This window comes from Tropicimonas isoalkanivorans, from assembly GCF_900112335.1.
Lineage (GTDB): Bacteria > Pseudomonadota > Alphaproteobacteria > Rhodobacterales > Rhodobacteraceae > Tropicimonas > Tropicimonas isoalkanivorans.
This window is the reverse complement of the sequence record NZ_FOLG01000001.1, coordinates 106517-124990: the sequence shown is the minus strand read 5'-3', so window position 1 is coordinate 124990 and position 18474 is coordinate 106517. Positions and strand designations below refer to the sequence as shown.

Sequence of the window (18474 nt, the reverse complement as noted above, 5' to 3'; positions counted from 1 at the left end):
GGGTGACGGTTGTGCCGGAGCGGGGTCAATATCGAATGCGTCTCGCGCGCGAGCTTTTGTTTGGTGTTCGACGGCATCGACATGGGCGTTTGGGGCGCGTATTCCATGCACATGACGTGGGATCAGGAACTCGACGCAAGCGGCCTGTTGTGCCCGTTGCCGGTGCTCAAGGCGCGAAAGCGGCTGAAGGCGATGGCGCCGGGAGAGGTTTTGCGCCTTATATCGACCGACCCGGCGTCGGTCGTGGACGTTCCACATTTCTGCAACGAATCCGGAAACATGCTGGAGGACTCTCATCAGGAAGGTGAGGTCTTGATTTACCTGATCCGCCGAACCTGATCCGGATGCGCTGACACAATACGCGGGGACTGGTCCGTCCTGTCAGATCCCGAAGCCAGCATAAGGCAGGAACCGCACCGGTTGCCCCGGTTCCACGTCCAGTGGGCCGTCGGGAAGTTCGACGAGCCCCGTGGCCCAACTCAGCCCGCTGATCCGGCCCGACCCTTCTGACGGGAACACTTCAGCGGCGCCCTCGGCGTTCAGCCGGGCGCGCAGGTACTCGCGCCGCCCGGGCTTCTTGGATTTCGAGAAGGCCGCCGGCACGTCGAATCCCAGCGGCTCCACCCAGCCGGCGCCTGCCATCAGCGACAGAGCCGGACGCGCGAATATGAGGGAGCAGACGAGCGCGGCCACCGGGTTGCCCGGCAGACCAAAAACCGGCGTGCCCCGCCACATGGCCAGGGCCAGAGGGCGGCCAGGTTTCAGCGCAATGCGCCAGCTCGACAGGGTGCCGCGCGCGGCCAATAGGGCGGAGACGTGATCCTCGTCGCCCGCCGAGGCCCCTCCCGAGGTCAGGATGACGTCCGCGTCCGCGCAACCGTCGTTGAACCGCTGTTCGATCGTCGCGACGTCGTCGTTCACATGCCCGAGGTCCACCGGCTCGTATCCCCAGGCCGACGCGAGGCTCAGCAGCATGGGCCGGTTGGCGTCCCAAATCTGATGCGGCTTTGCAGGCAGGTCGGGCGATGCGATAATCTCGTCGCCGGTGGAGAGCACCCCAACCCGCAGACGGCGGTAGGCCGTCACCTCCGCGATGCCGAGCGCCGACATCAATGCCAGATCGGGCGGGCGCAGCCTGTGTCCCTCGCTCAGGGCCGGCGCGCCTTCGGCCACATCCTCGCCCGCCTTGCGTGTGTTGGCCCGTAGCTTGACTGGGCCATCGAACACCACGGAGGCGCCATCAGTCGCCGTGTCTTCCTCCAAGACGACCGTATCCACGCCATCTGGCAAGATCGCGCCGGTCAGGATGCGGATCGCGGCGCCTTCCGGCACGTGTGCGTCATATGGCTGGCCGGCAGCGGCGCGGCCCGCCACCAAGGGCAGGCTTTGAGGCCCATTCCCGGTGGCCGCGTGGGCGAAACCGTATCCGTCGACGGCGGAGTTCGGAGAGGGTGGGTTGGATCGCCGGGCGATGCAATCCGCCGCCAGTACCCGTCCAAGGGCGTCAGCGGTGCGGCAGGTCTCCACGGAGGTTATCGGTTTCAGGGCATCACGCAGGCGTGACAGCGCCTCGTCCACCGGCACCCAGTCGACGCCTTGCGGCATCGCAAAACAGTCGTCGCGCAGGCGCGGTGGCTCCAACGAGGAGGGCAGGGCGCGGCGCAGGGCAATCTGGTGTGTGCCACCGATCACCGTTTCAGCCGTGCCCGCGTCGCTCGTCAGCAGTCCCGGCAAATCACCCTGTTCGGACAGGGCAAAAAGCGCCTGTGCCATAAGCCGCGCCTGCGCCTCGGCGGCGGCAGTTCCGGGCATTGCGCGGCAGTGCGCCTCGACCTCAGCGGAGAGCACCGCCGGATCGACACGTACCACGGTTGTCTGCGCGAATCCGTTATTAGATGCGTCATCCAATGCAAGGCGCTCGCGCCATGGTTCCGGCTCGTCGGCAACACCGACCAATGTCTTGGCGGCAGAGAGCGCGGCCAAAGCCCCCACGACCGCTGCCACGTCGGGATAGGTAGCGGCTTGGACGCCGTCCGACGTAGCGATGCCAAGCCAGAATTGCGTGCCATCCGTGGTCACAATAGCCACCCGGTCGAACGTCAAAGGCCAACCTCCCGCAGGATGAAGTCGGCAATTGCTGTGGTGTCATTCAGATCGAAGATCGGAACGGCAACATCCGGCATGGCGCAGTCCGACGCGACGGCGCGGATGGTAGCGTTCTGCCCGGCCAACGGCACACGGCCGTTCGCCTGGCGAAACGCTTCGATTTTGGGGTGCGGCTCCGTCTTGCAGCCTTCGATCAGGATGAGATCGACCGGCGACATCTGCGCCAGCAGATCAGGCAGGGGCGGCTCGGCCGCGCCCCGCAACTCGTGCATCAGCGCCCAGCGATGCGGGGTGGCGAGCAAGACTTCCCGCGCACCGGCCTGACGGTGCCTGTGGCTGTCCCGCCCGGGTTGGTCGACGTCGGCGTCGTGATGGGCGTGCTTGATGGTCGACACACTGTGCCCGCGACTGCAGATCTCCGTCACGATGCGCTCTACCAAGCCGGTCTTTCCCGAGTTTTTCCAGCCAGTTATTCCATAAAGCTTCATTGATGTACCAACAGTAGTTCCGCCGCAGCGATATCCTCGGGCGCGTTGACGTTGAAGAACGGGTCGTGGCCGGTATGGGCGAATTCGGCGAGACCGGCGCCGTGACGGTCCGTCCACAGCACGATCTTGCGCAGTCCATCCAGCAGGGAGGCCCGCAAATCGTCTCTCAGGGCGATCGGCCAGAGGCCGAAGGTCGGGTGCCGCCAGAGCTTTCCGCTCGCGTCGCGTGATGCCGCCAGAGCAAGCCTATCGGGTCCCGCAGCCCGCGTCAGCCCGGCAACCAGATCGGCCGGAAAGAACGGGGTGTCGGCGGCGGCGGTCACGATGGCGGCATACCCTTCGGCGGCTGCCCACTCCAGGCCCGCCAGAACGCCTGCCAGCGGGCCGGGAAAATCGGGCAGGGGATCGGGCAGGACGGGCAGGCCGAATTCGTCGAAACGGGACGGATCTCCGTTGGCGTTGATCGCAAGTGCGCCAACTTGGGGCGCCAGCCGAGCGATGACGTGGTCGATCAGCCGCCGGTCGCCGAGCGGCCGCAATCCCTTGTCGCCGCCCCCCATGCGCGTCGCCCGCCCGCCTGCGAGGATGACGCCGGCGATCTCACCCATCCTGCGCCGCCTTACGCCGATGTTTCGAGGCTTCCTCGGCTTCGTGAGCCGGATCGGCATCACGGATCAGCCGCTCTTCGCCCGAAAGACAGACGAACCTCTGCCCACGCATCCGTCCAACGAGCGTCAGTCCAACACGGCGGGCGATCTCGACTCCCCAGGCCGTGAAGCCGGAGCGGGACACCAGCACAGGAATGCCCATCTGCGCGGTCTTGATGACCATCTCGGAGGTGAGGCGGCCAGTGGTGTAGAGGATCTTGTCCTCAGGCGTCACGCCGTGCCGGAACATGAAGCCCGCGATCTTGTCGACTGCGTTGTGCCGCCCGACGTCCTCCATGTAGACCAGCGGGCGTTCCCGCTGGCAGAGGACGGTGCCGTGGATCGCGCCCGCCTCCAGGTAGAGTGAAGGCGTGGTGTTGATCTCCTTCGCCAGAGCATAGAGCCAACTGGTTCGGACCTCGGCCGCGGGTAGCCGCAGCCCCTCTAGCCCTTCCATCATGTCGCCAAAGACGGTGCCCACCGCGCAGCCGCTGGTGCGGGTCTTCTTGCGCACCTTGTCCTCGTAGGAGGTCTCCCGCGCCGTCCGTACCACGACCGTCTCCAACTCCTCGTCGTAGTCGACGCCGGTCACAGTATCGTCGTTCAGTAACATACCCTGATTGCGAAGAAATCCCAAGGCGAGGTAGTCGGGATAATCGCCGATCGTCATGGCGGTGACGATCTCCTGACTGTTCAGGAAAATCGTGAGCGGCCGTTCCTCGACCACCGAAATTTCAGTGGAGGCGCCCGTGTGATCGGTGCCGGCAATCCGGCGGGTCAGGCGCGGATCTGTCGGATCGGGCAGCATGGGGTAATCCGGCAGCATCGCGCGAGGGGTCCAGTCGGGCTTGTCTTTCCTGTCTGGCGGGCATCTTGTAGGTTGGGTGCGTGAGTTGCAAGGGAAGAGCAAATGCTCGGCTATCTGGTGGCGGAAGGGCGCGGTGCGGCCGACACGATGTTGCAGGAGGTTGCCGCCTGCCTGCTGGACCAGGGCGTCAGGCTGGTCGGCGCGATTCAGGTGAATCTCGAAACCGATCCGCACCGCAAATGCGACATGGACCTGCATGTTCTGGCGGACGGGGCAATCATTCGCATCAGCCAGAACCTCGGCGCACTGTCCGAGGGGTGCCGGCTGGACCCCGATGGCCTCGAACGCGCGGTCGGCCTTGTGGCGGCGGCGCTGGAGAGCGGCCCGGATCTCCTGATCGTCAACAAGTTCGGCAAGCAGGAGGCGGACGGCCGTGGCTTTCGGCCCGTCATCGGCGCGGCGCTTGCCGCCGGCATTCCGGTGCTGACGGCCGTCACTCCCGGTCAGGTGTCGAGCTTCACCGACTATGCGCAGGACCTTGCGGAACGCTTGCCGGAGGATGCGGACGCGGTTCTCGACTGGTGCCGGGCCGAGGTCGAGCAGCGCCGCGCGGACGCGGTTCAGGCTTCGAACGGCTGACCGGGGGTCCTTCGGGTCCCGCTGTCGCGGGCGGTAGTGGACAAATTGGCCGCCGCGCAACGCAGGGTTGCGACCTGTAGGGTCGTTCTGGGACGCACTGAGAACAAACGGAAATTTGTGCTGGCAATGGGCGGGGCGACCTGCAAGTTTCCACCCCAAACAGGGGAGGCGATCGGCGCATGGTCGATCTTTGGAGCGGTCTCGCGCAGGCATTCTGGCTGGTCGTGACGCTGAATTCGGAACTGATCGAGATCGCCCTGCGGTCGTTGCGCGTGTCCATGACCGCGCTGTTGATTGCGTCGCTTATCGCGATGCCGCTTGCCGCGCTTCTGGCCGTAAAGAGGTTCCGCTGGCGCCGGGTCATTATTGCGGTGCTCAACGCACTGATGGGGCTACCGCCTGTGGTGGTTGGCCTTGTCGTCTACGTCCTTCTGTCCCGCTCCGGGCCGCTCGGTGTCCTCGGGCTGCTGTTCACCCCGACGGCGATGGTGATCGCGCAGGTCGTCATCATCGTGCCGCTTATCGCAAGTATCGCCCATCAGGCGCTGCGCGATCTCTGGCAGGAATACCATGACCTGCTGATTTCCATGAACGTGTCGCAGTGGCAGAAGATCCATACGCTTTTGTGGGATACGCGCCGCGCCTTGCTAACGGCCGCGCTTGCCGGGTTCGGCCGGGCCATCGGGGAGGTCGGGGCGATTATGATCGTCGGCGGCAACATTGACCACGCGACCCGCGTGCTGACCACGGCCATCGCGCTGGAAACGGGCAAGGGCGATTTCGCACTGGCGCTCGCCCTCGGCTTCGTGCTGATCGCCATGGCGATTTCCGTCAGCCTTTCGATCCACTGGCTCAGCGGAACCGAGCGGGAGGGGCGGTGGTGAGCGGCTTGTTCCCAGTGGTGCTGGAAGGCGCGGAGACATCGCGGCGCGGCCGCGTGCTGGTCGGCCCGATCGACCTGACGCTGGACGGCACCGGGATCTGCGTGTTCATGGGGCCGAACGGCGCGGGAAAGACGTCCCTCCTGCGGTTGATGCACGGGGCGGCACGGCTGACGGCGGGCAGTATCCGCTGGGCTTGCCCCCTCGCGCAGGCGCGCCGGGCGCAGGCCTTCGTGTTTCAGAGGCCGATCATGCTGCGCCGCTCGGTGCGCCAGAATATTGCCTATCCGCTTCGCGCACGCGGGGTCGCGCGCCGCATCGCGCTGGAGCGCGCGGAGGCGTGGGCGGAGCGTGTCGGACTGGGCGGGATGCTGGAGCGTCAGGCGCCCGTCCTATCCGGCGGGGAGCAGCAGAAGCTCGCACTCGCCCGCGCGCTCATCACGGAGCCGGAGTTGCTATTCCTCGACGAGCCCTGCGCATCCCTCGACGGACGCGCGACGCGGGAGATCGAGGATATCCTGCTGACGGCCCGCGCCAATGGCACGAGCCTGATCCTGTCGACTCACAACATGGGCCAGGCACGCCGCCTCGCCGATGACGTCGTCTTCATGTTGCACGGGAAGGTGCATGAAACCGGTTCCGCGGCGGACTTTTTCGCACGAACCAGAACACACCAGGCAGCAGCCTTTCTGAAGGGAGATATTGTGGAATGATGAAGAAGCTTTTGGGAGCCATCCTCGCGCTGGCCATCGGCAGTGCGGCGCAGGCGGCGGACGTGATGAAGATGGCGGTCACGACGTCGTTCCACAATTCCGGCCTGGCCGACGTCCTGCTGCCGGAAATTCTGAACGATCTGGACCTGGAGGTTCAATTGCTCGTCGTCGGTACGGGGCAGGCCATCAAGTTGGGGGAGGCTGGCGACGTGGACGCGATCCTCGTGCACTCCCGCAAGGCCGAGGAGGCCTTCCTTGAAGGTGGCTACGGCACCCACCGCCGCGAGATCATGTACAATGACTTCGTGTTCATCGGCCCGTCGGACGATCCCGCCGGGGTGAAAGGGGCCGCCAGCGGGGTGGACAGCCTGCAGAAGATCGCGGGCGCAGAGGCCGATTTCGTCAGCCGGGGCGACGACAGCGGGACCCACAAAAAGGAGCTGAGCCTGTGGAAAGAGGCCGGGCTGGACGTGGCCCAGTTCGGCGACTGGTACAAGGCGGTCGGTGCGGGGATGGGCGCGGCGCTTAACACCGCGGCCGGGATGAACGCCTACATCCTGTCGGACCGGGCAAGCTGGCTCAATTTCGGCAACAAGGGCGATCTGGCGCTGCTCTATTCCGGCGATCCGGTGTTGTTCAACCAGTACGCCTATTTGCCGGTGAACCCGGAGATGCACAATCATGTCCGGAACGATCTGGCGATGAAGCTGGAGGACTGGCTGACCTCGGACAAGGCGCGGGAGTTGATCGACAGCTACACGATCGGCGGTGAGACGCTGTTCGTGTTCAACGCGGACACGGATTGACCGAAGGGTGTTCGGGCGGCGCCAAGCCGCCCGCGGCCGGCCGATCTAGTCGTCCAGCGAACCGTGAATGGCGATCTGGTCCAGCCCCGCATCCTCCGGCCGGATCACGCGATAGGCCTCTCGCACACCGGCCGGGGTAAGCTCCCGCGCGACCGTCAGGAGCGTGTTGGGCGCGTGTTCGTCGCACAGATCGGCCATCTGGGCGATCTCCTCAGCTGCAACCGGGCGGGCCGCCTCAGCGGAGGGGGCGCCGTAATAGGTCACGAAGTGCTGCGCGAGGAGGTCGGTCAGCGTTTCCAGTTCCGCCGGTTCGATTCGTGTCACGGCCACGAAGGTCACCCGCCCGCCGGTTTCCAATCCGAACCAGCCATTCGCAAAGGCCTGTCGCGCCTTGCCCGTCAGGTCGCCGTCCGACCAGTTGGAAAACTCGAACCCGCCGGAGATGCACCACTCGCCGGTCCGCGCCGGGGAGGCATAGACCCGCTGGTCGCTCTCGTCGAAATGGATGGCGCGGGCGAGGTTCATGAGGTCGGCTCCAACAGGCGGGTCAGGGGGATCAGGTGGGTCGTGTCGGCATCACGCAGGAGCATTCCGAAATCCTCGTCGATGCCCAGGAAGGTTCCCCGCACTGCACCGACGTCGACGGTCTCGCCAATCCCGTGTGCCAAACCGGACCATTCGGCGTGAAGAGGTGCGGGGCCGTCGTCTTCCCAGCGGGCGATCCAGTTCAATGTGTGGCGGGACCAGGCTTCCAACAGCATCGGCGCGGCAACGTCGCCGCACCCTTCCGCGTAAAGCGCAGTGCGCTCGGGCGTATCGCCGGGGCTGTCCGTTTCCGGAAGCAACGTCAACGTGAAGCCGACGACAAGCCAGTCGGGCACCGCGTCAGGCTCCGGCGTGGATGCGCGGATTCGAAAGCCGCCGCACAGGCCGCCGTTGACGCGTATCCCGCCGTTCCAGTCGAGTTCTACCGCCACTTCCGGCGGGGCCAGGGCACCCAAAGCACTTTGCAGGCCGACCCCGCAGAGGGGAAGCATGGCCACCGCCTTGGAAAGCGGCACGTCAGGGGCCAGTACCAGCGCGGCCTGCATCTGGGCCGCTGTCAGGTTGTGCGCCACGAGCCCAGCGTCACACCCCGCCTGCGCCCGGCGGACGGCGTGGTCGAATGCATCGTCGGGGGCCGCCTCCGCCCACATCAGCGGCGGAATTGCGAGATCCATCGTCTCCGGCATCGTCACGCGACACCCGCCGCGACCAGAGACCGGGCGATGGTCGAGAACGCGGCGGCCTGCGCGCTGTCCGGCTGGCTGACGGCGATGGGCGCGCCACCGTCGGACGCGATCCGGATCTGCAAGTCCAGCGGCACTTCGGCCAGCAACGGCACGCCAAGCTTCGCAGCCTCCGCGGCAACGCCACCATGGCCGAAAACGTGCTCCTCGTGCCCGCATTGGGAGCAGATATGAGTGCTCATGTTCTCGACCATGCCCAGAATCGGCACGTTGAGCTGCCGGAACATGTCGATCCCCTTGCGCGCATCGAGCAACGCCACGTCCTGCGGCGTCGATACGATGATCGCGCCATCCACCTGCGCCTTCTGGCTCAGCGTCATCTGCACGTCGCCGGTGCCAGGTGGCAGGTCCACCAGTAGGACGTCCAGCGCGCCCCACTGCACCTGCATCATCATCTGCTGCAGCGCCCCCATCAGCATCGGCCCGCGCCACACCACGGCCTGATCGTCGTTGGTCATCAGCCCGATGGACATCAGCGTGACGCCGTGGTTGCGCAGTGGCAGGATCGTCTTGCCGTCCGGGCTCGCCGGCCGGCCGGAGACGCCCAGCATCCGAGGCTGGGATGGCCCGTAGACATCGGCGTCCAGCAGCCCGACCCGCCGTCCCATCTGAGCGAGGGCGCAAGCGAGGTTGGCGGCCACGGTGGATTTTCCAACCCCGCCCTTGCCGCTGGCGATGGCCACGATGTGATCCACACCGGGGATCTTCTGCGGGCCTTTCGGCTCAGCGGGCCTGCGCGGACGAAGCTCCGGCGGCGCCTTCTCCGTGTGTCCGGTCAGGACGATGGAGACGTTGGTGATGCCGTCCATGGCCTTCAGCGTGGCCTCGGCCTCTGCCTTCACGACCTGAAAGCGGTCGGCATGATCCGGAGGGATTTCGAGAACGAAACGCACCGCGCCGTCGTCTCCGACGTTCAACGCCCGGACCACGCCGCTTGCAACGATGTCCGTTCCCGCGATGGGATCGCCGATCTGTTTGAGCGCCGCGAGGACGGCCTCCCTGTCAGCGGCCACGGATCACCCCTTGCCCGAAATGGTGCCGGTCACTTCATGGGTCATGTCGAGTTCCTCGATGGTGACAACCGCCTTGATGGCGAACGTCTTGCCGTCGGTCTCGGCGTTGCGCAGTGCGTCCTCGATCGCCTGCTGCGAAGTCACGCCGACCTGCTTGAGGAACTTCCGCATCGACATATTGAAATCGTCGCTCATCGTCTTCTCCCGTTCAGTTGATTGACTGGCCGCTCCATGCGCGCCTAGGCTTGCCCATGGAGCCGCGCATCCTGCTTCTGGTGTTCAGTCTTGTCCTGCTGCCTGTCAAGTCGGTGGCGGAGGGCACAGCGGTGCGTCTTTACGCGCCGGTTGCCCTGATCGAGACCGGGCTGATGACGCATATCCTGCCACGCTTTTCCCTCAAAACCCGGGTCAAGGTGGACCTCGTAGAGGCACCCGGACAGGCGGAAATCGTCCTTGGCACCGATGGCCGCCCGGTGTTCGAGGGCGCGGGCCAGGTCTGGCACATGGCGTTGGGGGCAGACCCGAGCGCCAACGCGAAGAGCTTGGCGGACTGGCTGACCTCCGATGTTGGCCGGCGCACCGTGACCGCGTTCACGCCCGAAGGAGGCGCGCCCTTCACCATTCCCGAGATGCAGGAGGCCGAAGCGGCCGCCCCGGATGTGGATGGCGACGCGGCGGTCGGTAAAGTGGTCTCGCGAGAGAAATGCACGCGATGTCACGCTGTCGACGTGGAAAGCCGTATGGCCGGGATCGGCTCGACGCCCAGCTTTTCGGTCCTGCGCAACCTCTCCGACTGGCAGTACCGCTTTTCGGCATTCTACGCGATCAACCCGCATCCGGCGTTCACCATCGTCGATGATGTCACGCCGCCCTTCGAAATCAGCCGCCCGTCGCCCATCTCCCCGATCCGCATGACGCTGCAGGAGGTCGAAGCGATCGTGGCTTACGTCGCGGAGATGGAGGCCGCCGATCTTGGCGCGCCGCTGTATCAGCGTCATCAGTGATCCCGGCGCTTCTTGAGGTAGTCGTCGGTCGTCCGCGGCCGTGGGCGTTCGCCCAATGTGAACGGATTGTCCTCGGAGTGATACTGCGCATTGACCCGGCAGTCGTCGCACATCTGGATCATCCGCAACTTGTCCCCGCCCGCGAACATCGCGTGGTTTTCCAGCTTGGCGGTGATCCTTTCGATGGTCGACTTCACGCCGAACAGGGCGCCGCATTCAACGCAAGCGAAGGGTTCTTCTTCGTTTAGAACCACTTGTTGAAGGGCATCGTCGCCGAGATTTAGCCTGGGCTGGTAAGTAATTGCATTTTCTGGGCAAACGTTCGAACACAGTCCGCATTGCAGGCAGGCGTCCTCCTGAAAGCGAAGTTGCGGCAAGTCCGGGTTGTCGCCGAGCGCGCCGGAGGGACAGAGCGAGACGCAGGAGAGGCACAGTGTGCAGGCGTCCGTGTCGACAAGCACGTAGCCATAGGGCGCGCCCTCCGGCAGCGGGATCACACCGGCTTCGGGCAAGAGCGCCTTGGCCGCCTGCCGCGTGATCTGACGCCGGGTCCCCATCGGGCGAACCGGGTTGGCGACCGGCGCAGGGGCGTCCTCGGCAAACAGCGCATCGGACATCGCGTCCGGGTCGGAGGTGTCGAGGAGCCGCAGCCGATCCGCCCCTGCAATGGCTTGGGTCAGAGCGACTTGCGCCGTAAGGGCGAGCCTGTCAGCGCCCGGGCCGGGGAGCCAATGCACCGAGGCGAAACCCGCGGCCAGCGCCGCCAGCCCCTCGGCATGGCCAAAGGCGCCGATGGCTGTCATCTCCATCGGCATCACATCGGCAGGCAAGCCGCGCCCGTATCGCGCCGACAGGCGGATCATCTCCGCACCATGGGCGTCGTGCACCAGAAGGCGCGGAGCGGTCCCTCCCGCGTCGAGGTAGGCTTTCGCGAGGGTCTGGATGCGGCGGAATGTGAAATCCACCTGCGGAGCGTCATAGGAAATCGCTCCGGAGGGGCAGACCGCCGAGCAGGCGCCGCAGCCGGCGCAGACCATCGGGTCGACCGAGACATGCTCGCCGTCCGGAATGATCGCGCCCGTCGGGCAGAGGTCCAGGCACCGGTTGCAGCCGGACTGTTCGGCCCGCGAATGGGCGCAGAGGAGGGGCTCCGTCCGCACGTAGAGGGGCTTCTCGAAGGTGCCGACCAGATGCGACGCCGCCAGGATCGCGGCCGCGACGGCCTGAGGATGACCAGGGTCGGCCCGAAGGTAGCCTTCGCGCTTCTCCGGCGCCGGAAAGAGCGGCGTGTCGCCCCGGAGATCCAGGATCACGTCGCATTCCGATTGCCCGCCGTCCCTCGGGGCCGTGAGGGTGAACGCGCCTCTGCCACCGGGCTCGACCTGTTGCAAAGCGTCGATGACAACACGGAATTGGCCGAGCGCACCGCTCGCACGGCGCAGTTGCCCCGCGATTACGTCGTAGGCGCGCGTCTCAGGCAGGTCCGACGGGTCCTCCAGCAACACGGTCACGCCCAGATGGCCGCTGAGTTGATCGGCTGCCGAAAGGGCGACGTGGGCCTTGCCGAGGATCAGGCACAGCCCTTCGGAGGCGACGTCCAGCGTTTTTGCCGGGCGCGCCGGAAGCAGGGCCTCGGCAATGAGGGCGGACACTTTGGGCAGGGTCGAGGCTCGATCCGCCGTCCAGCCGGCTCTGTCGCGGAGGTCCAGCAAAGGCGGCGCAGGCAGGCTTAGATCGGCTGCGAGCTCGTCGAAGACCCGCGACTCCTGGGTGCAGCAAAGAATTGCGTCGCCGCCCCTGATCGCCGCCGCCGCCCGGTCAATCTGGCTGGTACAGAGGGCTTTGCAGGGAGGGCGCACGTCGAGACCCGTCGTGGCTGACAAGCCTTTTGCGTCTATCGCCTGACTGCCTAGGCAATCGCATGTAATCAATGCCTTCGGCATCTTTCCTCCTGCAGTACATGAGGAGTTTCGTCCACCTCATTGCCGTTTTGCGATGGCAGCGTAGCCGGGATTCGCGGCAATCCACAACCAGTTTCGGCTCACGGGCACGTGTTCCGCCGATTGCCGACAAAGGCTGCGCGCACCCTTTCGATTCGGGGGAACCCGTAGACATGAATTCCGGCAGAAATACTCGGACTGGACATTTCGTCCCTGCGAAGCACGGAGCGTCGGTCGGGTCGGGCATTTTGTCCAGCGCACGGAAAAGTTTCCGGTTACCCTGGGAAAGTCCTTTTGCTTGGTCACCTTGCGGGACAGTATCTCCTCCGGGAGGACTCCGCGACGTGTACCGCAATCCGAAGCAGCACCGATCCATGCCGCTTGGCGTAGTGATGAAGCGGGCACCCGGCATCACACGCTGGGTGCCGTGGTCGTGGACCGCGACGGCGGTGCTGCCGGGCGCAGCTCCGGCGGACTGGCGGGAACTGCGTCGGGAGGGCGAGACTATCGAGTACCATGCCGCGACGGTTCCGCTGGAGTTGCATGGCGCGGAGACGGAAGCTTACGTCCACGGGCTGACCGCGAAAGAGCCGAGCGTTTTCATCGTGTTGAGAAAGGTTCCTGGTCCGCGGCCGCTCAGGGTGGTGCTTGCAACGGCGTCGCCTTACGAGGCGCAGGATTACACCGACAGTGGGGAGGAAATCGTCGAGCGGGTGCCGATGACGCCGGGTCTTAAGGCGTGGGTCTGGGAGTTCGTCGACGAATTCCACCATGAGGAGGCCTTCGTGAAGCGGAAGCGTGACAAGAAGCGGGTGGATCTGAAGGAGGATGGCGTGGGTGATCCGAGGATCGGCGCGCTGACCGACGTCTACGCTTCCCCGACGCTCAAACGGAGGCGTTTGCAATGAGCGACTTCTGGACCCGGCGCAAGGCAGCAGTGGAAGCGGAAGTGCGCGCCGAGGAGGTTGCGACGCAGGCTGCTCAGGCACAGCAGACGGAAGAGGAACTGGCGGCGCGTTCCGATGCTGACATTCTGAAGGATCTGGGGCTGCCAGCGCCGGAAATGCTGATGAGCTCCAAAGAGGTTCGGGCCTTCCTCGCAGCAGCTGTGCCACAACGCCTGAAAACGCGGGCGCTTCGACGCCTCTGGGGCCTCAATCCCGTTCTCGCGAACCTCGATGGGTTGGTCGACTACGGCGAGGATTTCAACGCCGTTCCCACCGGCGGAGAGATCAAGACGGCTTACCAGGTGGGCAAGGGAATCGTGAGGCGGGTGATGGCTGAGGGTGAGGGCGTCGATGCCGAGAGCGGCTCCGTCGAACCGCAAACAGCGCTTGCGCGCAATACGGATGGGCCGGAGGAGTTTGATCGCAACGTCGCTCTGGAACCATCCGAGCCGGCGACCAAAGACATTTCAACCGACGGTGTCCAAGGTGCGGATGAAGCCCAAACGCCCTCCGACCTGCGACCCCGGCGTATGAACTTTCGTTTCGAAGCAACATGATGGGGGACGATCTTGAGATGAACGCAGCGCCGGACCGACAGATTCCAGAGGAGGATCGCCTCAGGGCGGATCTTTACAATTTCCTCGGGCTCATTCTGTCCGCGCCGCCCGACGATGGCTTGCTGGCTCAGACCGCGGCGCTGTCGGGGGACGACAGCGACCTCGGCCGCGCCATCGTCCAACTTGCGGACGTCGCAAAACGATCCGGGCGCAAGAAGGTGGAGAGCGAATTCGGGCGGCTGTTCATCGGGTTGGGGCGGGGCGAGGTGTTGCCCTATGCCAGCTATTATCTGACCGGCTTCCTGAACGAAAAGCCGCTGGCATCGCTGCGGCGGGACATGACCGCGCGTGGCATGGTGCGGTCGGAGACCGTCTTCGAACCCGAGGACGGCATTGCGAGCCTCATGGAGATGATGGGGGCGATGATCGTGGGCCGCTTTGGCGCACCGGCCAACGTCAGCACCCAGAAGGATTTCTTTAACAAGCACGTCGGCCCTTGGGCCGGACATTTCTTTGCCGATCTGGAAGGCGCCAAGAATGCCGTCTTTTACGCGCCGGTCGGGACGGTCGGCCGCGTTTTCATGGACATTGAAGCCGAAGCTTTTCGGATGGGCGCGGGGTGAACCCGCAGAACCGGCCACGCGCCGACAACAGTGACAGGAAGGAGGACCCCAGGATGACAAGCACGCCCAAGGAGGCCACGAGCCGCCGCGATTTTCTGAAGCTGGCGGGAACCGCGGCGCCGGCAGCGGCTGTCGCAGTTGCGGCCGGCGGGGCAGAGGCCCAGGCAGCCGATGCCGATGTGAAAGCCGACTGTCTGCAGGACACCGCCCACGCGCGCGCCTACTACAGCAGCGCCCGGTTCTGACCGGACGTGGCCAAATCGGCCCGCGTCCCGTGGCGTGATGCCCGGATGATCGAGCCATAACCGAAAAACCAAGCGAGCGCGGCAGGGACTCGTGCAAGCAAGGGAGTGAAGCGATGCTGAGGAAGAAGACCAACGGGGTCGCCAGACGCGGCCAACGGACCACCCTCCTGGCCGAGGCTGCGAACGCCTCTGTCGATCGCCGTGCCTTTCTGCGCGGCTCGGGATTGGCGATCGGAGGACTGTCGGCAATAGCGGCGACGGGCGGCACCGTCACCCAGGCCACGGCCCAGACCGCCACGCAGAAGGCGGTGGAGATCAAGAAGTCCATCTGCACCCATTGTTCCGTCGGCTGTACCGTTCTTGCCGAAGTGGCGGACGGCGTCTGGATCGGGCAGGAGCCCGGTTGGGACAGTCCGTTCAACCTCGGCTCCCATTGCGCCAAGGGGGCGTCGGTGCGCGAACATGCGCACGGGGAGCGCCGGCTAAAGTACCCGATGAAGAAGGTCGGCGGCGAGTGGACGCGCATTTCCTGGGACCAGGCGATCAACGAGATCGGCGACCAGATGCTGGCCATCCGGGACGAGAGCGGCCCGGATAGCGTCTACTGGCTCGGGTCCGCGAAGCATAGCAACGAACAGGCGTACCTGTTCCGCAAGTTCGCCGCCTACTGGGGCACGAACAATGTGGACCACCAGGCACGCATCTGCCACTCCACCACCGTTGCCGGCGTCGCGAATACATGGGGCTACGGCGCCATGACGAACTCCTACAACGACATTCACAATTCCCGAGCGATCTTCATCATCGGGGGTAACCCGGCGGAGGCGCACCCGGTTTCGCTGCTGCATGTCCTGCGCGCCAAGGAACAGAACAACGCGCCACTGATCGTCTGCGATCCCCGGTTCACCCGGACTGCGGCCCATGCCGACGAATACGTGCAGTTCCGCCCCGGCAGCGACGTGGCGCTGGTCTGGGGCATTCTCTGGCACATCTTCGAGAACGGTTGGGAGGACAAGCAGTTCATCCGCACCCGGGTCTGGGGGATGGACCAGATCCGCGAGGAGGTGGCCGCCTGGACGCCCGAAGAGGTGGAACGTGTCACCGGCGTGCCGGGCAGCCAGCTCAACCGCGTCGCGCGGACCCTGGCCAACAACCGCCCGGGCACGGTCATCTGGTGCATGGGCGGCACGCAGCACACCAACGGAAACAACAACACCCGCGCGTACTGCATCTTGCAACTCGCGCTCGGCAACATGGGTGTCGCTGGCGGTGGAACCAACATCTTCCGCGGCCACGACAATGTGCAGGGGGCGACCGACCTCGGCGTTCTCGCGGACACGCTGCCCGGCTACTACGGCCTGTCGGACGGTTCCTGGGCCCATTGGGCGCGGGTTTGGGACGAAGATCTCGACTGGCTCAAGGGCCGGTTCTCGGACGCGACCTTCGGCGACGAGAAGATGATGAACCTCAACGGAATTCCCGTGAGCCGGTGGATCGACGGCGTGCTGGAGGACAAGGAGAACCTGGATCAGCCCGACAATACGCGTGCCATGGTGCTCTGGGGTCATGCGCCGAACTCGCAGACCCGCATGGTCGAGATGAAGACCGCCATGGAGAAGCTCGACCTTCTGGTCGTGGTCGACCCGTATCCGACGGTCTCGGCGGTGCTGCACGATCGGACCGACGGCGTCTACCTGCTTCCCGCGGCGACGCAGTTCGAGACGCGCGGCTCGGTCACGGCCTCCAACCGTTCGCTGCAATGGCGCGAGCAAGTGGTCGCGCCGCTTTTCGAGAGCCTGCCGGACCACGTGATCATGGCGAAGTTCGCGCGCAAGTTCGGCTTCGAGGATCGGCTTTTCCGCCACATCGAGATGGATGGCGATGACGAGCCGAACATCGAGGACATCACCCGCGAATTCAACCGGGGCATGTGGACCATCGGCTACACCGGGCAGAGCCCGGAGCGGCTGAAGATGCACATGGAAAACCAGCACACGTTCGACCGGACGACCCTCCGGGCGAATGGCGGGCCGGCCGACGGCGACTACTACGGATTGCCATGGCCGTCCTGGGGGACGGCTGAGATGAACCACCCGGGGTCCGCCAACCTCTATGACGTTTCGCTTCCGGTGGCGGAGGGCGGCATGGGATTCCGTGCGCGGTTCGGTGTCGAGCACGAGGGCGACAACCTTCTGGCCGACGGCGTTGCTCCAGTGGGCTCGGAGATTCCGGACGGTTATCCGGAGTTCACGATGCAGATGCTCGTGGACCTCGGCTGGGACAAGGATCTGACCCCCTACGAACGGCGGATGATCGAATGGGTCTCCGGGTTCGCGGATCAGCGGCCCGGCATGGGCGAGGAGGTCGGCGAGACCTCCCAGCAGGGGGAAATTCCGTCGGACTACATCGAGAAGGTCGGCGGCGTGAACTGGAAGACCGACCTCTCGGGCGGCATCCAGCGGGTCGCGATCAAGCACGGCTGCGCCCCGTACGGTAACGCCAAGGCGCGCGCCGTGGTCTGGACTTTCCCGGACCCGGTGCCGATCCACCGCGAGCCGCTCTACACGAGCCGGCGGGATCTGGTGGAGGATTACCCGACCTACGAGGACAAGAAGTTCTGGCGGGTGCCGACGCTTTACGCCTCCATCCAGAAGAACGACTTCTCGAAGGATTATCCGATCATCCTGACCTCCGGCCGCCTTGTCGAATACGAGGGCGGCGGCGACGAGACCCGGTCGAACCCCTGGCTGGCGGAACTCCAGCAGGACATGTTCATCGAGATCAACCCGCGGGACGCCAACAACCTCGGCGTGCGCGACGGCGCGCAGGTCTGGGTCGAGGGGCCCGAGGGCGGCAAGGTCAAGGTGATGGCCATGGTGACGCCGCGGGTCGCGGCGGGGGTGGCGTTCATGCCGTTCCACTTTGGCGGCCACTTCCAGGGCGAAGACCTGAGGGCCAAGTATCCCGACGGGGCGGACCCCTATGTGCTTGGGGAATCGACCAACACGGCGCAGACCTACGGCTACGACTCGGTCACCCAGATGCAGGAGACCAAGGCGACCCTCTGCAAGATCATGCCAGCGTAAGGAGATAGAGAATGGGTAGAGCAAAATTTCTCTGCGACGCCGAGCGCTGCATCGAGTGCAATGCCTGCGTCACCGCCTGCAAGAACGAGAACGAAGTTCCCTGGGGCATCAACCGCCGGAGGGTCGTGACCATCCAGGATGGCCAGCCGGGGGAACGGTCCATCTCGGTGGCATGCATGCACTGCTCGGACGCGCCCTGCATGGCCGTCTGCCCGGTGGACTGCTTCTATCAGAGTGAGGACGGGATCGTTCTGCACTCCAAGGACCTGTGCATCGGCTGCGGCTACTGCTTCTACGCCTGTCCCTTCGGCGCGCCGCAGTACCCGCAGGCGGGCAACTTCGGATCGCGCGGCAAGATGGACAAATGCACCTTCTGCGCCGGCGGACCGGAAGAGACCTTCTCCAACGCGGAGTTCTCGAAATACGGGCGCAACCGGATCGCCGAGGGCAAGCTGCCGCTCTGCGCCGAAATGTGCTCGACCAAGGCGCTTCTTGCGGGCGACGGCGACGTCGTTTCCGCGACCTATCGCGAACGCGTGGTGGCGCGCGGGTTCGGCTCGGGTGCCTGGGGCTGGGGCACCGCCTACGACCAGAAGGGCGGCTGAGGCCGCTCTGGCATCCGGGGAGCCTCGCCCCGGGTGCCTCCAATTGCCGGCGCGTCCCTAGACCTTTGGCCCAGGGA

Annotated in this window: 21 protein-coding genes; 12 read left to right on the top strand and 9 right to left on the bottom strand. The window is 65.4% G+C overall.

Annotated features, from left to right (window positions below; all coding sequences use genetic code 11):
* The first annotated feature begins 111 nt into the window (after positions 1–111).
* Entirely contained in the window at positions 112–339 is a 228-nt protein-coding gene (locus BM075_RS00610; protein WP_093359371.1) for a sulfurtransferase TusA family protein, read from the top strand.
* Between the two features lie 42 nt (positions 340–381).
* Here the strand turns inward: BM075_RS00610 and BM075_RS00605 are convergent, their stop codons facing one another.
* The 4 genes from BM075_RS00605 to BM075_RS00590 are packed head-to-tail and all read right to left on the bottom strand — an operon-like array spanning position 382 to position 4067.
* A complete protein-coding gene (locus BM075_RS00605; RefSeq protein WP_245758701.1) occupies positions 382–2103 on the bottom strand; it encodes a molybdopterin-binding protein in 1722 nt (573 codons plus the stop codon).
* A complete protein-coding gene (gene mobB, locus BM075_RS00600) occupies positions 2100–2594 on the bottom strand; it encodes a molybdopterin-guanine dinucleotide biosynthesis protein B (RefSeq protein WP_093358446.1) in 495 nt (164 codons plus the stop codon). The genes BM075_RS00605 and mobB overlap by 4 nt, the downstream gene beginning before the upstream one ends.
* The gene (mobA, locus tag BM075_RS00595) at positions 2591–3202 is read right to left on the bottom strand and encodes a molybdenum cofactor guanylyltransferase MobA (RefSeq protein ID WP_093358444.1); all 612 of its coding nucleotides are present in this window, start codon (positions 3200–3202) and stop codon (positions 2591–2593) included. The genes mobB and mobA overlap by 4 nt, the downstream gene beginning before the upstream one ends.
* Positions 3195–4067 (bottom strand): formate dehydrogenase accessory sulfurtransferase FdhD, encoded by an 873-nt coding sequence (locus BM075_RS00590; RefSeq protein WP_093358442.1) that lies wholly within the window; start codon positions 4065–4067, stop codon positions 3195–3197. Before BM075_RS00590 ends, mobA begins: the two co-directional genes overlap by 8 nt.
* Before the next feature lie 84 nt (positions 4068–4151).
* Between BM075_RS00590 and BM075_RS00585 the strand changes: the two genes are divergently transcribed.
* The 4 genes from BM075_RS00585 (at position 4152) to BM075_RS00570 (ending at position 7088) form a co-directional block, all read left to right on the top strand.
* Positions 4152–4688: a DUF2478 domain-containing protein gene (locus tag BM075_RS00585; RefSeq protein WP_093358440.1), complete on the top strand. Its 537-nt coding sequence runs from the start codon at positions 4152–4154 to the stop codon at positions 4686–4688.
* 179 nt (positions 4689–4867) lie between these two features.
* Positions 4868–5572, top strand: a complete 705-nt coding sequence (locus BM075_RS00580) for an ABC transporter permease (protein ID WP_093358438.1) — start codon at positions 4868–4870, stop codon at positions 5570–5572.
* Entirely contained in the window at positions 5569–6282 is a 714-nt protein-coding gene (locus tag BM075_RS00575; RefSeq protein WP_093358436.1) for an ATP-binding cassette domain-containing protein, read from the top strand. Before BM075_RS00580 ends, BM075_RS00575 begins: the two co-directional genes overlap by 4 nt.
* Positions 6279–7088 (top strand): ABC transporter substrate-binding protein, encoded by an 810-nt coding sequence (locus BM075_RS00570; RefSeq protein WP_093358434.1) that lies wholly within the window; start codon positions 6279–6281, stop codon positions 7086–7088. The genes BM075_RS00575 and BM075_RS00570 overlap by 4 nt, the downstream gene beginning before the upstream one ends.
* A 45-nt stretch (positions 7089–7133) precedes the next feature.
* Here the strand turns inward: BM075_RS00570 and BM075_RS00565 are convergent, their stop codons facing one another.
* Genes BM075_RS00565 through BM075_RS00550 form a run of 4 tightly spaced genes read right to left on the bottom strand, consistent with a single transcriptional unit; the run spans position 7134 to position 9585 of the window.
* Entirely contained in the window at positions 7134–7613 is a 480-nt protein-coding gene (locus tag BM075_RS00565; RefSeq protein WP_093358432.1) for a DUF6505 family protein, read from the bottom strand.
* Positions 7610–8320, bottom strand: a complete 711-nt coding sequence (locus BM075_RS00560) for a biotin/lipoate--protein ligase family protein (RefSeq protein WP_093358430.1) — start codon at positions 8318–8320, stop codon at positions 7610–7612. Before BM075_RS00560 ends, BM075_RS00565 begins: the two co-directional genes overlap by 4 nt.
* A 2-nt stretch (positions 8321–8322) precedes the next feature.
* Positions 8323–9390 (bottom strand): Mrp/NBP35 family ATP-binding protein, encoded by a 1068-nt coding sequence (locus BM075_RS00555; RefSeq protein WP_093358428.1) that lies wholly within the window; start codon positions 9388–9390, stop codon positions 8323–8325.
* A gap of 3 nt (positions 9391–9393) precedes the next feature.
* Positions 9394–9585: a DUF6494 family protein gene (locus BM075_RS00550; protein WP_093358426.1), complete on the bottom strand. Its 192-nt coding sequence runs from the start codon at positions 9583–9585 to the stop codon at positions 9394–9396.
* A gap of 56 nt (positions 9586–9641) precedes the next feature.
* Here BM075_RS00550 and BM075_RS00545 point away from each other — a divergent pair, with 56 nt between their 5' ends.
* Positions 9642–10394, top strand: a complete 753-nt coding sequence (locus BM075_RS00545; RefSeq protein ID WP_093358424.1) for a c-type cytochrome — start codon at positions 9642–9644, stop codon at positions 10392–10394.
* Here the strand turns inward: BM075_RS00545 and BM075_RS00540 are convergent.
* A complete protein-coding gene (locus BM075_RS00540) occupies positions 10388–12337 on the bottom strand; it encodes a 4Fe-4S binding protein (protein ID WP_093358422.1) in 1950 nt (649 codons plus the stop codon). The two genes, BM075_RS00545 and BM075_RS00540, sit on opposite strands and share 7 nt — an antisense overlap.
* A gap of 371 nt (positions 12338–12708) precedes the next feature.
* On the opposite strand from BM075_RS00540, the gene BM075_RS00535 reads away from it, so the two are divergent.
* The 6 genes from BM075_RS00535 to fdh3B all read left to right on the top strand — a co-directional run bounded on the left by BM075_RS00535 (position 12709) and on the right by fdh3B (position 18397).
* Positions 12709–13242, top strand: coding sequence for a DUF3305 domain-containing protein (locus BM075_RS00535; RefSeq protein WP_093358420.1), 534 nt, complete (start codon positions 12709–12711; stop codon positions 13240–13242).
* Positions 13239–13838 (top strand): DUF3306 domain-containing protein, encoded by a 600-nt coding sequence (locus tag BM075_RS00530; RefSeq protein ID WP_093358418.1) that lies wholly within the window; start codon positions 13239–13241, stop codon positions 13836–13838. Before BM075_RS00535 ends, BM075_RS00530 begins: the two co-directional genes overlap by 4 nt.
* Positions 13839–13855: 17 nt before the next feature.
* The gene (locus BM075_RS00525) at positions 13856–14461 is read left to right on the top strand and encodes a TorD/DmsD family molecular chaperone (RefSeq protein WP_093359369.1); all 606 of its coding nucleotides are present in this window, start codon (positions 13856–13858) and stop codon (positions 14459–14461) included.
* 53 nt (positions 14462–14514) lie between these two features.
* Positions 14515–14706 carry a twin-arginine translocation signal domain-containing protein gene (locus BM075_RS00520; RefSeq protein WP_093358417.1) on the top strand — a complete coding sequence of 64 codons (192 nt, stop codon included), beginning with the start codon at positions 14515–14517 and terminating at the stop codon, positions 14704–14706.
* A gap of 113 nt (positions 14707–14819) precedes the next feature.
* Complete coding sequence (locus BM075_RS00515; RefSeq protein WP_093358415.1) at positions 14820–17792, top strand: formate dehydrogenase subunit alpha; 2973 nt, start codon at positions 14820–14822, stop codon at positions 17790–17792.
* An 11-nt stretch (positions 17793–17803) separates the two neighbouring features.
* The gene (fdh3B, locus tag BM075_RS00510) at positions 17804–18397 is read left to right on the top strand and encodes a formate dehydrogenase FDH3 subunit beta (RefSeq protein WP_093358414.1); all 594 of its coding nucleotides are present in this window, start codon (positions 17804–17806) and stop codon (positions 18395–18397) included.
* Positions 18398–18474 lie beyond the last annotated feature (77 nt).